This is a genomic window from Cycloclasticus zancles 78-ME (genome assembly GCF_000442595.1).
Taxonomy (GTDB): domain Bacteria; phylum Pseudomonadota; class Gammaproteobacteria; order Methylococcales; family Cycloclasticaceae; genus Cycloclasticus; species Cycloclasticus pugetii.
Genome location: NC_021917.1, coordinates 1,901,140 through 1,916,773 on the forward strand (window position 1 = coordinate 1,901,140; position 15,634 = coordinate 1,916,773).

Sequence of the window (15,634 nt, forward strand, 5' to 3'; positions counted from 1 at the left end):
TTCAAACAAACCGCTGACGCCAATCCATCCAAACATCTGATAAGCCAATCAACACCAAAGGCAAGATCAAATGTGGCACAAAAAATATCGCCATGTAAAAAACAAAGAGCAAATAACGGCTACCACCTCTACCCTTGATTACTACATGTACCACTGACACACCAACTATAAAAAACAATAAAAGAACTTGTATATCCAAGTTCAATATATATTCGGCAAACTGTCCGTCTAATAACACGCCTAACACAACCAGTATTGCGAATACTAACCCATCACGTGGTAATAAACGAAGGTGGCTAAACTCTTTGTCGAAACCACCTTCATTAAATAACAAGCCTTGCCACCATCTGCCTAACAGCAAACTCATCAGTAAACTAATAAGCGTACCGGCCACTACAACACCAGTAATGTACTGAGACCAGAACAGCAAACCTTCTTCAAGTTCTGCCTCGGTTACCGGCAACTCTTGTTGTTCTGCAAGGGCTTTAACAACCTCTTGAATGCCTGTTGCCCATAGCTGTGCAGGGTTATCTATTGTTAAATAAAGCCCCGTTACCGCTAACATCCCAAGTATGACTAAAAACTCAAGTGCTTTGTTTAGCTCCCCTGTCTCTCGTAATACCAGCGATATCAAAAAAGCAGGTAACCACATAATAAACAAATATGTAAAAGAAACTAACGATGTTCCTAATACTATATAGCCTATTAACGCAGTCGCGACGGTTGAGCCAATTACAACCCTAAGCCCATCAGCAGACCCATTTCTTAATGTTACCAAGCAAACACAGGCAACGCTAATGATTAATAATGGCGGCATTAACAATGACAAAATTGCCATCGTTGCTGAAACAATGGTGGCCTGCCGACCACCTTGCATAATAAATGTTGCTACTGCTTTCATCATACAAGGCTTAGCCCGCGATTACTCGCGACATAAATCTACCGTTCGTGCGCGTCGCAATATGGAATCAACGATAAGAAACGAGCTCGCTTAATTGCAGCCGTTAACTGACGTTGGTACTTTGCTTTAACACCCGTCACACGTGCAGGAATAATTTTCCCAGTTTCGGTCATATATTCTTTTAATGTATCTAAATCTTTGTAATCAATTTCTTTTACATTTTCTGCAGTGAATTTGCAGTAACGTGGGCGTCTAAAACCTTTATCAAATGCCATGTCTATTCCTTAAATTATACGTTGTACAGTGTCTATGCGTCTGTTGCTTTTTCAGCAGCAGGCTCAGACGTTTCTGTTGTTTCGGCTGATGATTCAGCTTTCTTTTCAACTGGCTTTACATAGGGTTTAGCCGCTTCTTTTTCGTTTGACTTGGCAAGTGGTGTGGTACCTGTCGTTGCTTCATCACGACGCATGATCATATTTCTAATCACAGCATCATTAAACTTGAAGGCTTTTTCTAATTCTTCTAGAGCCGCTTGATCACACTCGATGTTCATCAATGTGTAATGTGCTTTATGGATTTTGTTAATGGGGTATGCAAGCTGTCTTCTGCCCCAATCTTCTACTCGATGAATGTTTCCGCCACGCTCTGTTATTGATGCGCTATAACGCTCAACCATTGCAGGAACTTGCGCACTTTGATCCGGGTGAACCAAAAATACAACTTCGTAATGTCTCATTTTATTTCCTTTAGGATTATCAGCCTTCCTGACACACTCAGGTAAGGCAAGGATTGTAGTCTGATCATACAAGCTACAATTTCGAACGCGCGATTTTACAGGTATCAGTACTGCAAATCAAGTTAGCTCTAATAGTTAAACTGTTAACCATAGAAACGGCTCAGTTTTTAAACAAGCCCTTTACTGCTTAAACGCCTTAAGCAAACTTTGTCGGCTCATCAACGACCCAAAAACCAACCAAACAGACTTGTTTTATTCAACAGGCTCTTTTGCTTATTCTGATGAACACTTATAAGGGTTGATGCCTGACTGATTTTTTATGAATTCAATGATCGTTGATTTTGTCTAAGCACTTCATACAAAATAATACCCGTAGCAACAGAAACATTTAGACTTTCCACTTTTTCGGACATCGGTATTTTAATTAATTGGTCGCATTGCTGTTGCGTTAAAGACCTCAAGCCTTTACCTTCTGCTCCCATCACAATCGCTACAGACCCGGTCAATTCAGCCTCAAAAACATCTTTTGTTGCTTCTCCAGCAGCCCCGCTAACCCAAACCCCTTCAGTCTTAAGGTATTTCAAGGTTCTCACTAAGTTGGTCACACGATAGACCGGAAGCAATTCAGCAGCACCACTGGCTACTTTACAAACAGTCGCATTTAAGCGACAGGCATTATCTTTTGGCACAATAACCCCTTGCACCCCTGCGGCCAACGCTGTTCTTAAACAAGCCCCTAAATTATGCGGGTCGGTCACTTGGTCTAACACTAAATAAAATGCTTGGTCTTGTTGTTCTTTAAGCGCCTTCTTAAGTTGCTCTTCTGTTCGTTCTTGTGGCAATTTAGCGGTTAACAAAACACCTTGATGGTTTGCATTGCTGGACAATTTCTCTAATGTTTTCTTATCAACATAGTCAACGCGAATACCAACCTCATCCAGACTTTGTTTTATTGCTTGCAGCTTTGCATCTTTGCGCTGTCGATCCATCCATGCATTAACGATATGATCAGGCCTCGCTTTAATAAGCGCTTGAACAGCATGAATTCCATGAATTTTTTGCACTTCAGCCATTAGCGTTTCTTCTTCCTACGACGTTTAGTCACAATTTTTTTCTTTTGCTCTACACCCGCCAATGCCAAATCAATTTTTTTATCATCTAAGCTTACTTTAACCACCTTTACTTTTAGTCGATCGCCCAAACGAAATGATTTATTGGTACGCTCGCCTAACAAACGATGCTTACTGGCATCAAAGTGGTAATAATCATCACCTAAGCCAGTAACGTGAACCAAACCATCGATAAAAATCTTATCTAGTTCTACAAACAAACCAAAGGAGGTCACTGAAGAGACAACACCACTAAATTCTTGGCCAATCTTGTCCATCATAAATTCACATTTCAGCCAACTCTCCACATCACGTGTTGCCTCGTCTGCTCGCCTACTACAAAAAGAACAATGCTCACCAAATAGCGTCATATCACTCTTTGAATAGGTAAAGCTCCCTGCCTTTTGTTTTGCGATAACGTGCTTAATGGCACGATGCGTTAATAAGTCAGGATAACGGCGAATAGGCGACGTGAAGTGCGCATACAGTTCTAACGCCAAGCCGAAATGCCCTTGTTGTTCTGGGCCATACATCGCTTGAGACATTGAGCGCAGCATCACCATTTCAATCAAATGGGCATCTGGCCTGTTTTGTATGCTCGCAATTAACTGTTTATAGTGTTGCGGTTTTGGTTCTTCTCCGCCATCTAGACTCAAACCCAACTCTGACAAGAACCCCCTCAATTTCAACAAACGATCAACACTGGGGCCTTCATGAATACGCAACAAATTAGGCATTTCGTGTTTCGCTAAAAAGTTAGCTGTTGATGCATTCGCTGCAATCATAAACACTTCTATAAGCCGATGGGCATCATGCCTAACAACCGGCTCAATTGCCTTGATTTTTCGACCTTTATCAAAAACAAAGCGTGTTTCAAATGTATCGAACTCAAGCGCACCACGTTCATCTGCAGCACCTTTCATTACTTCATAGAGCGCCCTTAATTCTTTTAAATGAGGCAGTAATTTTTTATGCTTAAGCAATAATTCAGGTGCTGCCTCGTCAAAAATCAACCCGACTTCATCATAGGTTAACCGTGCATGTGAATACATTACGCCATTATAAAACTTGGTTGATGTAACCGTTCCTTGCTCATCGATTCGCATTTCACAAACCACACATAAACGATCTACTTGTGGGTTTAGACTACACAAACCATTTGATAATACTTCGGGCAGCATTGGGATAACTTTTTCGGGAAAATATACGGATGTTCCACGCTCATACGCCTCTGTATCAATTGCACTTTGTGGCTTTACATAATGAGACACATCGGCAATCGCCACGCATAGCTTCCAACCTTTCGCCATTTTTTTACAAAACACCGCGTCATCAAAGTCGCGAGCATCTGCACCATCAATGGTTACAAAAGGTAATTTACGAATATCTTTACGGTCGGCCAAGTCGGCCTCAACAACACTGGTATCGAAACGCTGCGCCTCATCCAATACCGCCTGCGACCAACTGTTTGGCAATTCGTAAGAGCGAATGGCCATATCGATCTCCATGCCAGGCGCCATATGGTCACCCATCACTTCAATCACCTTGGCGATAGCTTGCGTACGTGAAGAAGGGTAATGGGTGATCTGAGCCATCACTATCTGGCCGTCTTTAGCACCTAACGTCGCCTCGGGGGGAATAAAAATATGCTGGAAAATCCGTTTATTTTCTGCTTCAACATGAAAAATACCCATCACATCAAAAAATCGCCCAACGACTGTCTTAACTTTCCGCTCCAGAACCTCAACCACTCGCGCCTCAAGCTTTCCTTGACGGTTCAATTTTCCACGGCTAACTACCACGCGGTCACCGTTCATTAACGCTCGCATCTCATGTGGAGGGATAAACATATCGTCACCACCCGCATCACGTTTTAAAAACCCAAAACCGTCCGCATGACCTATGACTATGCCCGTTTCAAGATCACTTTGTTGCACCAAGCAATATTGCTCTTTTCGATTAAATAGCAACTGGCCGGATTTCAACATCTCAGATAAATGGCGCGACACTGTTTTCTTTTCACGCTTTGATTGGACATTCAACCCACTCACAATATCTATCCAACTTTGCGGACGTTTTTGCTGAGTTAAATAATTGATAAGTTGGGTTTTATTGATAGGTTCTTTACTACCTAAAGACGTTGTCTCGTTGTTTGACAATTTATTGCTTCGCTTCTGTTTAGACACTAATGGGAAAGTTAATAATAGAGTTGACAAGCCTAAAGCCCACACGCTCAGTTTGCAAGCCATAGTTACCTTAAGCTACTTTTAATACCCCCCTCGCCAATAAAGCGATGCAAGTATTGGCCACACATAACAGGCAAATTCAAATTAGTAGCGTATTTTACTGATCAGCCTTAATGCGCGTCGAGAACACAAACATTCATTCCTGTTTGTTACAACCGCCCATCTGTCTCATTTGAAGCAAACAAATACTTGATGTCATACAACACGTGATTAGGCTTCCCAAAGGCTCTAACAGCATTCACACCCAGGGCTTTAAATTGATCGTGCGACACAGCAATAATAATGGCATCGTACGATCCTTTAGTCGGCTGCTTTATCACCTTAAGTTGTTGTTCATTTTTTAAGTCATCAACGTTTACCCAAGGGTCGTACACCTCGACGTTAGCATTGTATGATTCAAGCTCCTCAACCATGCCTATTACACGGGTATTTCGTAGGTCTGGGCAGTTTTCTTTAAACGATAAACCCATTATTAACACGTTAGCACCAACAATACTCAAACGCTTTTTGGCCATAAGTTTCAGCACTTCACTGACTACAAACGACCCCATATTGTCATTGATCCGTCGTCCAGCAGCAATCAATTGCGGGTGATACCCAAGTGTTTCTGCTTTATGCGCCAAATAATATGGATCAACTCCAATACAGTGCCCGCCAACTAAACCTGGCCTAAAGGGTAAGAAGTTCCACTTTGTCCCTGCAGCCTCAAGCACTTCTTCTGTATCTATACCAAGACGGCTAAAAATATGCGCCAATTCGTTCATAAGGGCTATATTAATATCGCGCTGTGTATTCTCAATAACTTTGGATGCTTCAGCCACTTTGATGCTACTAACCTTGTAAGTGCCGGCTGAAATAATTGACTGGTAAAGCTGATCCACTAGCGCTGCGGTATCCGGCGTTGAGCCAGATGTTACTTTAACAATAGACGTTAAACTACGTGTTTTATCCCCCGGGTTAATGCGCTCGGGGCTATAACCACAAAAGAACTCTTCGTTATATGTCAGCCCTGATATCTGCCTAAGAATTGGCGCACAAACCTCTTCTGTTGCCCCCGGGTACACTGTAGACTCATAGATAACAACATCCCCTTTGCCCAGGTAGTTAGCCACCACTTTTGTCGCTTCTTTAATCGGTGTTAAATTTGGGTTATTACCATTATCTATCGGCGTGGGAACCGTAATAATGTAGATATTCGCAGCCGATATTTCATCTGCCTTTGCTGTAAATCTCAATTGCTTCGCAGCACTGATCTCTTCAGCTGATATTTCCAAGGTAACATCAGAGCCTTTATGTAATGCAGAAATACGCTCATTATCAATATCAAAGCCAACCGTTGGAAACTGTTTACCCAACTCAACGGCTAATGGCAAACCAACATAACCAAGGCCTATCACGGCGACATTAAATGTCATTTTGCACTAACCCTCTATTTATTCTTTAAAAATTGCTGGGCGCTTTTCGCAAAATGAGGTAACCCCTTCGACGAAATCCTCTTTTAACATACTCAAAAAAAAGTTATCCGCTTCTTCATTTAATCTATCTTTTAGACTGGTCTCATACGTCTGGTTAAATAACCGCTTGGTTCTTGCTAAAACATCTTTCGGCCCCTTACATAGTGACTCGGCAAGAGCCATTGACTCTGTCTCTAGCAACTCGACAGCGACAACTCGATTAACCATTCCCCAACGTTCAGCTTGCTCTGCGGAGAAACGTTGCCCAGTTAGTGATAATTCCAGCGCTCTTTTTTGACCAACTGCTCGCGGTAAGAAATAACTCATGCCACCATCAGGTGTAGTGCCAATTTTACAATATGCAACGGAGAACACTGAATTATCCGCCGCCACCACCATATCGCACGCTAACATTAAACTTAACCCAAACCCTGCAACAGCTCCCTTAACACAGGCAATAACGGGCTTTTCCATCATGACAAGATTCAATATTGCCTGATGCAAATTATCAAACATATCACCCGGTAATGCTGACTCACCCTCTATTGCGTAAGCATCTACAAGTGATTTGAAGTAATCAATGTCGCCCCCAGCCATAAAATGATCTCCCGCACCGGTGACAATGACACACTTAATGCTCTCATCATTTTTCAACTCCTCAGTACAGCACAGTAAGTCAGCCGGCATTGTTGAACCAACCACATTTAGCTTTTCAGGTCGGTTCAAAATAAGCCAAGCAACACCGTCTTTCTTTTCCACTAAAACTGACGACATCTGTTCATTCCTAATAATTTTAATATTAAGCATGGTGTCCTTGATCTTATTCTTTTGCAACTAAATTTGACCTTTTCTAATAATTGGCATAAAAAAGGATTACGTTACTTATAAAAATACTAATTACAAAAGTAAATGACTGGAGGATGTAACATGAATACTCGCTCTATTAAAGTTTTTGCTTTATCCACCCTGTTTACATTACCTTTTTTTCTCCAATGTCTCACTCAGCCGCTTTCGGTGTCGCCGAACAAAGCGCACTTGGTTTGGGGAACGCCTTTGCAGGTGGTGCAGCTTCTGCTGAAGACGCCTCGACCATTTGGTTTAACCCAGCGGGCATGACGCGTATTAATGGCAACCAAATGGTACTCGGCATGCACTTTATCGCGCCTTCATTTGATTTTGATGACGACGGAAGCACTAACTCTGCTGGCGCTAGCAACTTTGCAGATGGCTCAGAAGACGGCGGACGTTTTGCCTATGTACCCAATTTTTACTATGTCCACAGCCTAGATAATGATGTCAAAGTGGGCGTAGGCATTAACTCACCGTTTGGACTTGCAACAAAATATGGCGCTGACTGGATTGGAAAGTATCAGGCGATTGAGTCTGAAATTGTTACCGTTAATATCAACCCCTCCGTAGCTTGGAAAGCCACAACGAACCTCTCACTTGGCTTTGGCATCAGCATTCAATACATTGAGGCCACTTTAAATAATAAGGTAGATTTTTCTGTTTTAGGAGCTATTCCTGACGGCTTTTCTCACTTAGAGGCCGATGACATATCGTATGGTTTTAACCTAGGAGCACTGTACAACATAACCAATAAAACACGCATTGGGCTTTCCTATCGATCAGAAATAAAGCATGACTTTAAAGGCGATGCCGATTTCCGTAATATTACATCCGCTTTAAATTTAGACCTTGTTTTAGCAGATACCCATTTAGACGTTCAACCTGATCTGCCCGCCAGTGCATCATTAAGCATCCACCACCAATGGAATGATAGTATTGATATTATGGCGGATGCCACTTGGGTCGGCTGGAGCTCTGTGCCCGCTCTAGTCATTATGTTTGATAACCCACTTAAAGCAGATAGCACCGATATCTTACGACTTAAAGACAATATTCGTCTGTCTCTTGGTGCTACCTATTCAACAGAGGGCCCTTGGACATACCGCATAGGCGCAGCTTACGATGAAGGCGCTGCAAGAAATGCATCTTCCCGTTCTTCACGCTTCCCTGATAATGACCGATATTGGTTAGCCATTGGCGCTAGTTACCAACTTGCCGATAATTTATCTCTTGACGCGGGCTATGCTCACCTCTTCGTACCGGACACAAAAATCAATAGATCTTCTGAAGTCACTGGACTTAACCCAGCAGAACTTAGCGCTGTTAGAGGAGACTATGAGTCTGATGCTGATATTATCAGCGTACAACTGCGCTGGAATATGTAGACCAGTAGACGTTTATAGCCATTATAAAAACCGATATCAACATACTTAAACGCCTAATCGACAAAGGAGAACATCATGGATAGGCCTTGGTTAACCAGTTACCCCGATGGTGTAAATTCAGATATTGATATTCATCAATATAACTCTCTCGTCGAGATCTTTGAACACAGTGTGGAGTTGTATGCAAACCTCCCAGCCTTTAGCAATTTCGGCACCACAATTAGCTATGCCGAGTTTAGCGATGCTACAGAATCAGTTGCCGCCTATTTACAAAATAAACTTGGGCTGGAAAAAGGAGAACGTGTTGCCATTATGATGCCAAACTTACTGCAAAACCCTGTTTCAATTTTTGGTGTTTTGCGAGCTGGCCTAACAGTCGTTAATACTAACCCGCTTTATACCGTTCGTGAATTACACCACCAACTAAAAGATTCTGGTGCCAAGGCGATTATTGTTGTTGAAAACTACGCCAGCACAGTTCAAGCAGCTGTAACTGATACCGATATTGAGCATATTATTGTTACCAAAATGGGCGACATGCTTAACTTCCCTAAATCTATTCTCATCAATTGGGCGGTTAAATATCTAAAAAAAATGGTCCCTCCTTACACTCTACCCAACGCCATTTCATTCAAAACCGTCTTATCTGAAGGATCAAACCAGGACTTTGTACCAACACCACTTAGCCATCATGATATTGCATTTCTGCAATACACAGGCGGCACAACTGGTGTTGCCAAAGGCGCCATGTTATCGCATAAAAACATGGTTGCTAACATGTTACAGGCATCCGAATGGATAAAAAATGACGTACTACCGGGCCGTGAAGCTATTATTACTGCTTTGCCGCTCTATCACATTTTTTCCCTTACTGCTAATTGTCTGGTCTTTATGGAGGCGGGCGCAAACAATATATTAATTACCAACCCAAGAGACTTCAAAGGCTTCGTTAAAGAACTTAGCAACACCCCATTTACCGCCATAACTGGAGTGAATACGCTTTTTAATGCTCTTATTAATACACCTGGCTTTGCAGATATAGACTTCACCCAACTTAAAATATCATTAGGTGGCGGCATGTCGGTACAACCAGCCGTCGCTGCTCAATGGAAGAAAATAACGGGATGCACGCTTGTAGAAGCATTTGGCTTAACCGAAACCTCACCCGCTGTCTGTATTAACCCTTTAAATTTGGAAGAATTTAACGGCAGTATTGGACTCCCCATTCCATCAACCTATTGCAAACTAATAAACGACCAGGGTGATACGCTTCCAGATGGTAAAGCGGGGGAACTCTGCGTTAAAGGCCCACAAGTTATGCAGGGTTATTGGAATCGCCCAGAAGATACCGCAGAAGTCCTATCCAACGATGGCTGGTTTAAAACCGGTGATGTTGCAAAAATGGATGGTAATGGCTTTTTCTACATTGTCGACCGTATAAAAGACATGATTTTAGTCTCTGGTTTTAACGTATACCCAAACGAGATAGAAAGCGTTATTGTTGAACATAAAGGCGTCTTAGAATGTGGCGTTATTGGCGTACCCGATGACCTACGTGGTGAAGCTGTTAAAGCGTTTGTTGTCAAAAAAGACCAATCATTAACAGAAAGCGAACTACTGGCACATTGCAGAAAGAGCCTTACCGCCTATAAAACACCCGATAAAATTGTTTTTATTCATGAACTACCTAAAACCAATGTCGGTAAGGTTTTAAGGCGTGAACTTCGGTCTTTATAGTCAATGCCAAGCTGCGTTTTTGTATCTACCCGCTTGTTCAATTGACGTTACTATAAGGCAGGCGCATATTGCATATTAGGCATAATATGAAACATGACACGTTATACATAGCAATAACGATAACTGGCATTGCAAATGTTAGAACTTATACGCTAGCACGCTATAAAACGAGCCGCTTTAAAAACTCTAAAAGTCCTATTTTTAACCTCACCTTTCCTTATAACGGTTACACACATAAGTGGCTAACGCTTTGCGCTAAACCTTTTCGCTATTCATTCATTAATATCAACGTTTTTACGGCGTCATATAACAGTCCTACAGAACAAACAACACATATAACCCCTCTACTTATCAGCTCAGCAGGCCACATTAGGCCGTTCACTGAGCGTCGACATGGGACTGAAAAAAACATGCAAAACGTAAACAAACCTAACCCACCGTCTCAAAAACTCTCAGCATTCAACCTGCCATCAGATGGAGCAAATCATGAAAAATGTTGTTATAGCAGCTTACGTACGATCACCCCAAACTTTTGCCCATAAGGGCGCTTTAGCAACCCTAAGGCCAGACACCCTGGTCTCTCAAGTGATCGCCGGCCTAGTTAGCAAAACAGGCATCGACTCAGGCTCACTAGAAGACATTATAATGGGCTGTGCTTTCCCAGAGGGCGAACAAGGTCTTAATATCGCCAGACTGAGTGGTTTAATGGCAGGAATACCCAACAGTGTTGCCGGGGTCACAGTTAATCGTTTTTGTGGCTCTTCTATGCAAGCCATTCATATGGCTGCCGGTGCTATTCAAATGAATGCAGGAGAAGCCTTTATCTGTGCTGGCGTTGAATCAATGAGTCGCATTCCCATGGGCGGGTATAACCCTATGCCAAACCCAGCCTTATTCAACACCCTACCAGCAGCCTATATCAGCATGGGGGAAACAGCTGAAAGAAGTGGTTCCACTAATTAGGACAACCTGCTTAGGAGTTATTTTCCCAGTTAATCATGCCGCGATTAACGGCATGATGGTTTCATAATATACCTGATCGGGTGTTGCCTTTAAAGTTTGGTGTTTGCGTTGTTGATTGTAGTAATTTACCCATTTTCCTAATGATGATCTGGCATGCGTCATCGACTCATATGCATTGAGATACACATCTTCATATTTCACGCTACGCCATAAACGTTCAACAAACACATTATCGCGCCAAGCGCCTTTACCATCCATACTGATTCTAATTTGGTGGTGTTTTAACACCTGTGTAAATTCACCACTGGTGTACTGGCTGCCTTGATCTGAATTAAAGATATCAGGGCAACCATAGTGGTGAATGGCTTCTTCAAGGGCATCTATACAAAAACTCACGTCCATACTGTTTGATAGTCGCCAGCTTAATACCTTTCGGCTGTGCCAGTCCATGATCACTGTGAGGTAGCTAAACCCTTTATCCATCGGAATGTAGGTGATGTCCGTTGCCCAAACTTGATTAGGTTGGTTAATACTCATGTTTCTGAGCAAGTATGGGTAGACTTTATGGTCAGGGTTACGTTTAGTGGTTCGTGGTTTTGGATAAACTGCTTGAATACCCATTAACTGCATCAAACGAATAACACGGTTACGCCCAATACGATCACCACCTTCTTTTAGGGTGTCGGTAAGCCTTCGTGAGCCTAAAAATGGTTTATCCAGATGAAGCTTATCAATTTTCCTCATCGTCGCCTGATCATCGTCTGAGATGGGCTTTGCACGGTAATACGTACTTGATCGATGAATATTGAGTAGTTGGCATTGCCGGGTACGTGACAACACGGAGTTTGGATTAATCATGACCTTTCTGTGCGCCCGGTCTAATGATCGAGCGCTTTGGACAAAAAATCATTCTCCATTGTCAACTGGCCTATCTTAGCCTGTAGACTTTGTATTTCAGCTTCTCTATCTGGCGCTAAACCTTTACCTGAAGCAAAGACTTCACTGCTTTGTGTTAATAGTAGTTTCTTCCACTTAACAATTAAGTTGCTATTAATCCCGTACCGCTGGGATAATTCAGACAGTGTTTGGTCGCCTTTTAATGCGGCTAATGCTACTTTTGATTTAAATTCTGGTGAATGGTTACGTCTTTTTCTGCTCATCTTCTGTGTCCTCTATTTAAATAATAATACAGAAAATAACTCCTTAACTAACGGCTTTTACTGTCCTAATGAGCGGAACCGCTTCAGAAAACGTTGCGAAACAATACCAATTGTCACGCTCACAACAAGACGAGTTTGCCATTGCTAGCCAACAAAAAGCTGCCGCCGCTCAGCAACAAGGCCGCTTTAAAGATGAAATCATCCCCATAGACTGTGATTCAATCATTGTTGAGATGGATGGCTGCATCCGAGCAAATACCAGCATCGAAGAGATGGCAGGATTAAAGCCCGCTTTCTCTACTGACGGAACCGTAACGGCGGCCAACTCTTCCCCGCTGACTGATGGCGCTTCAGCAACATTAGTTTGCAGCGAAGAGTACGCCATACAAAATAAATTAACGCCTTTGGCTCGAATTAACAGCATTGCTGTATCCGGTTGCGCTCCCGAAACAATGGGCCTAGGACCAATTTTCGCGACCAAAAAGGCCTTACAAAGAGCATCCTTAACGATTACAGATATAGACATCATTGAAATTAATGAAGCCTTTGCCAGTCAGTCTATCGCTTGTATTCAAGAACTTAAGGTTGATATTAATCGAGTTAATATTGATGGTGGCGCCATTGCTCTCGGTCACCCTCTGGGTGCGACAGGCGCTAGAATCACAGGAAAAGCAGCCGCTTTATTAAAGCGCGAAAACAAACACTATGCATTAGCCACTCAATGTATTGGCGGCGGGCAAGGTATTGCAACTATCCTGGAGTCTCTCTAATGAAAATAGACAGCATCGCCGTCATTGGCGCAGGCGTAATGGGCAGCGGCATTGCAGCCCAGATTGCGAATGCCGGTAAAAAAGTTTTGTTATTAGACATCGTTCCTGAGGGTGCCGAAGATCGCAGCATCATTGCTCAAACTGCCCTGAAAAAATTATTGAATACAAAACCAGCTGCGTTAATGCATAAACGTAACGCCAAAAACATTACACCTGGAAACCTAGAGGACAATTTCAATGATTTAGCCACTGTAGATTGGATAATAGAGGTAATTGTTGAACGCTTAGATTTGAAACAAGATTTATACAAAAAAATTGACGCAATACGTAAACCGGACTGCATCATTTCATCTAATACCTCCACACTCCCTCTTAGCGATTTAACAGCTGGAACATCCAAAGACTTCTCACGTCATTTTCTCATCACGCATTTTTTCAACCCACCTCGTTATATGCGATTATTAGAAATGGTTGTCGGGCCAGATACACAGCCAAAAGTTGTGGAATGCTTAAGTCATTTTTGTGATTACAAACTAGGCAAAGGGGTCGTCAAGTGCCATGACACACCCGGCTTTATTGCTAATAGAATTGGTACATATTGGATACAAACTGCCTTACTAGATGCCATTCGCCTAAAGCTAACCGTAGATGAGGCCGACAGCCTAGCGGGCACACCAATGGGCGTTCCTAAAACAGGCATTTTTGGCTTAATGGACCTAGTGGGCATTGATATCATGCCCTATGTTTTAGAGTCCATGGTTCACTCCTTACCTAAGCACGACCCATTTCAAGAACAAACGGTTATTCCAGACATCGTAAAAAAAATGATTACCGATGGCTATATAGGCCGCAAGGGAAAAGGTGGATTTTATAGACTCAGTACGTTAAACGGTAAAAAAACCAAAGAGTCTATTAACTTAATAACTGGAGAATATGCCCCACACAAGCAAACAACATTAGAGTCACTAAAACCTTCAGTTAAAAAGGATCTACGAAAAATGGTTTCATTCGATGACAAAGGTGGTCAATTTGCTTGGTCAGTTTTATCAAAAACCTTGTGTTACTCAGCTTCTTTAGTTCCAGAAATAAGCGACAATATTGAATCCATCGATCGAGCTATGAAGCTAGGCTATAACTGGAAGTATGGCCCGTTCGAACTGCTCGATAAAGTCGGGGTTGATTGGTTTATCAATAAACTAAACGATAACCAACAACCCATCCCACCGTTCTTGTTAGCAGCACGAGGAAAAACCTTTTACTCCTTTGAAAACGAGCAGGCGTTAAGCTTAAACCTTGCCGGTGAGTATCGTCCGGTAGAAAAACACGAGGGGGTTTTAACATTAACCGATATCAAGCAAAGCCAACGCCCTATCAAGTCGAATTCATCCGCAAGTCTATGGGATATTGGTGATGGTGTTCTCTGTTTAGAGTTTCACAGCAAAATGAATTCGATTGACCCTGATATTTTAGCTCTGATTGGTAGTACAGTTGAGGTCATTCCAACTAATTACAAAGCCTTAGTTTTATACAATGAAGCCGACAACTACTCTGTTGGCGCCAACATTGGTTTAGCCTTATTTGCTGCTAACACAGCCGCTTGGCCACAAATAAATCAGATGGTGAAATCAGGGCAAGATACCTACAAAGCCATGAAATACGCCCCCTTTCCTGTTGTTGGTGCACCATCTGGAATGGCTCTTGGAGGCGGCTGCGAAAGCTTGCTTCATTGTGATGCCATTCAAGCACACGCAGAGTCTTACCTCGGCTTAGTTGAAGTAGGCGTTGGGCTTATTCCATCATGGGGAGGCTGTAAAGAACTATTAACCCGCTGGATGCTAAACCCAAAACGGGCTAAAGGTCCCATGCCAGCGATCAGCAAAGCATTCGAATTAATCAGCACTGCCACCGTCTCCAGCTCAGCAGAAGAAGCGAAAAGCCACTTATTCATGCGCCCAACAGATGGCATCACGATGAATCGTGAACGCTTATTATTTGACGCAAAACACAAAGCCTTAGAACTGGTTGAGGGCTACCTTGCTCCTGAAGAAGCTGAGGTATCACTACCCGGCAGCACCGCACGTATAGCGCTTAATTTAGCCGTTAACAATTTTGTTAATACAGGTAAGGCAACACCCTACGACAGCACCGTTGCCGACCAATTAGCTATGGTATTGAGTGGAGGTGACACAGATATTACTGAACTACATACTGAAGATGATTTATATGCACTCGAACGCCAAGCCTTTGTAACACTGATCAAAAATACTAATACATTAGATCGTATGCAGCACACACTAGAAACTGGCAAACCGCTGAGGAACTAA

Annotated in this window: 13 protein-coding genes; 5 read left to right on the plus strand and 8 right to left on the minus strand. The window is 42.6% G+C overall.

The genetic code is table 11. The features are described 5' to 3' along the window. Window position 1 precedes the first annotated feature (1 nt). From CYCME_RS09160 to CYCME_RS09190, 7 genes are all read right to left on the minus strand, one after another. Window positions 2–904: a DUF2232 domain-containing protein gene (locus CYCME_RS09160; protein ID WP_020932830.1), complete on the minus strand. Its 903-nt coding sequence runs from the start codon at window positions 902–904 to the stop codon at window positions 2–4. Window positions 905–939: 35 nt separating this feature from the next. Then, window positions 940–1,176 (minus strand): 30S ribosomal protein S18, encoded by a 237-nt coding sequence (gene rpsR, locus CYCME_RS09165; protein ID WP_015005515.1) that lies wholly within the window; start codon window positions 1,174–1,176, stop codon window positions 940–942. A gap of 32 nt (window positions 1,177–1,208) precedes the next feature. Then, window positions 1,209–1,637, minus strand: coding sequence for a 30S ribosomal protein S6 (gene rpsF / locus CYCME_RS09170; RefSeq protein WP_016389668.1), 429 nt, complete (start codon window positions 1,635–1,637; stop codon window positions 1,209–1,211). A 317-nt stretch (window positions 1,638–1,954) separates the two neighbouring features. Beyond that, entirely contained in the window at window positions 1,955–2,710 is a 756-nt protein-coding gene (gene rlmB / locus CYCME_RS09175) for a 23S rRNA (guanosine(2251)-2'-O)-methyltransferase RlmB (RefSeq protein WP_015005513.1), read from the minus strand. Further along, window positions 2,710–4,962, minus strand: coding sequence for a ribonuclease R (gene rnr / locus CYCME_RS09180; RefSeq protein ID WP_223253180.1), 2,253 nt, complete (start codon window positions 4,960–4,962; stop codon window positions 2,710–2,712). The genes rlmB and rnr overlap by 1 nt, the downstream gene beginning before the upstream one ends. 179 nt (window positions 4,963–5,141) lie before the next feature. Further along, entirely contained in the window at window positions 5,142–6,407 is a 1,266-nt protein-coding gene (locus tag CYCME_RS09185) for a nucleotide sugar dehydrogenase (protein WP_020932832.1), read from the minus strand. Between the two features lie 18 nt (window positions 6,408–6,425). Further along, window positions 6,426–7,220 carry an enoyl-CoA hydratase/isomerase family protein gene (locus CYCME_RS09190; protein WP_041933048.1) on the minus strand — a complete coding sequence of 265 codons (795 nt, stop codon included), beginning with the start codon at window positions 7,218–7,220 and terminating at the stop codon, window positions 6,426–6,428. Window positions 7,221–7,438: 218 nt separating this feature from the next. Here CYCME_RS09190 and CYCME_RS09195 point away from each other — a divergent pair, with 218 nt between their 5' ends. The 3 genes from CYCME_RS09195 (at window position 7,439) to CYCME_RS09205 (ending at window position 11,380) form a co-directional block, all read left to right on the plus strand. After that, window positions 7,439–8,680 (plus strand): OmpP1/FadL family transporter, encoded by a 1,242-nt coding sequence (locus tag CYCME_RS09195; protein WP_020932834.1) that lies wholly within the window; start codon window positions 7,439–7,441, stop codon window positions 8,678–8,680. Window positions 8,681–8,755: 75 nt separating this feature from the next. Beyond that, entirely contained in the window at window positions 8,756–10,417 is a 1,662-nt protein-coding gene (locus CYCME_RS09200) for a long-chain-fatty-acid--CoA ligase (protein ID WP_020932835.1), read from the plus strand. Between the two features lie 486 nt (window positions 10,418–10,903). Continuing rightward, the gene (locus CYCME_RS09205; protein WP_020932836.1) at window positions 10,904–11,380 is read left to right on the plus strand and encodes an acetyl-CoA acetyltransferase; all 477 of its coding nucleotides are present in this window, start codon (window positions 10,904–10,906) and stop codon (window positions 11,378–11,380) included. A gap of 33 nt (window positions 11,381–11,413) precedes the next feature. On the opposite strand, the gene CYCME_RS09210 is transcribed toward CYCME_RS09205, so the two are convergent. Then, window positions 11,414–12,540 (minus strand): IS3 family transposase gene (locus CYCME_RS09210; RefSeq protein ID WP_420480295.1). Its coding sequence is split into 2 segments (ribosomal slippage): window positions 11,414–12,273 and window positions 12,273–12,540, totalling 1,128 coding nucleotides; the frame shifts between segments, so codons are not numbered across the junction. A gap of 68 nt (window positions 12,541–12,608) precedes the next feature. Between CYCME_RS09210 and CYCME_RS09220 the strand changes: the two genes are divergently transcribed. Together CYCME_RS09220 and CYCME_RS09225 are read left to right on the plus strand one after the other, a co-directional pair. Continuing rightward, window positions 12,609–13,310: a thiolase family protein gene (locus tag CYCME_RS09220; RefSeq protein ID WP_020932837.1), complete on the plus strand. Its 702-nt coding sequence runs from the start codon at window positions 12,609–12,611 to the stop codon at window positions 13,308–13,310. Next, a complete protein-coding gene (locus tag CYCME_RS09225; protein WP_020932838.1) occupies window positions 13,310–15,634 on the plus strand; it encodes a 3-hydroxyacyl-CoA dehydrogenase/enoyl-CoA hydratase family protein in 2,325 nt (774 codons plus the stop codon). Before CYCME_RS09220 ends, CYCME_RS09225 begins: the two co-directional genes overlap by 1 nt.

Bases quoted from the DNA above. Each gene is read 5' to 3' on its own strand.
- rpsR (WP_015005515.1), bottom strand. From the start codon at position 1,176: ATGGCATTTGATAAAGGTTTTAGACGCCCACGTTACTGCAAATTCACT.
- rlmB (WP_015005513.1), bottom strand. From the start codon at position 2,710: ATGGCTGAAGTGCAAAAAATTCATGGAATTCATGCTGTTCAAGCGCTT.
- CYCME_RS09205 (WP_020932836.1), top strand. From the start codon at position 10,904: ATGAAAAATGTTGTTATAGCAGCTTACGTACGATCACCCCAAACTTTT.
- rpsF (WP_016389668.1), bottom strand. From the start codon at position 1,637: ATGAGACATTACGAAGTTGTATTTTTGGTTCACCCGGATCAAAGTGCG.
- CYCME_RS09160 (WP_020932830.1), bottom strand. From the start codon at position 904: ATGATGAAAGCAGTAGCAACATTTATTATGCAAGGTGGTCGGCAGGCC.
- CYCME_RS09190 (WP_041933048.1), bottom strand. From the start codon at position 7,220: ATGTCGTCAGTTTTAGTGGAAAAGAAAGACGGTGTTGCTTGGCTTATT.
- CYCME_RS09225 (WP_020932838.1), top strand. From the start codon at position 13,310: ATGAAAATAGACAGCATCGCCGTCATTGGCGCAGGCGTAATGGGCAGC.
- CYCME_RS09185 (WP_020932832.1), bottom strand. From the start codon at position 6,407: ATGACATTTAATGTCGCCGTGATAGGCCTTGGTTATGTTGGTTTGCCA.
- CYCME_RS09200 (WP_020932835.1), top strand. From the start codon at position 8,756: ATGGATAGGCCTTGGTTAACCAGTTACCCCGATGGTGTAAATTCAGAT.
- CYCME_RS09195 (WP_020932834.1), top strand. From the start codon at position 7,439: ATGTCTCACTCAGCCGCTTTCGGTGTCGCCGAACAAAGCGCACTTGGT.
- CYCME_RS09220 (WP_020932837.1), top strand. From the start codon at position 12,609: ATGAGCGGAACCGCTTCAGAAAACGTTGCGAAACAATACCAATTGTCA.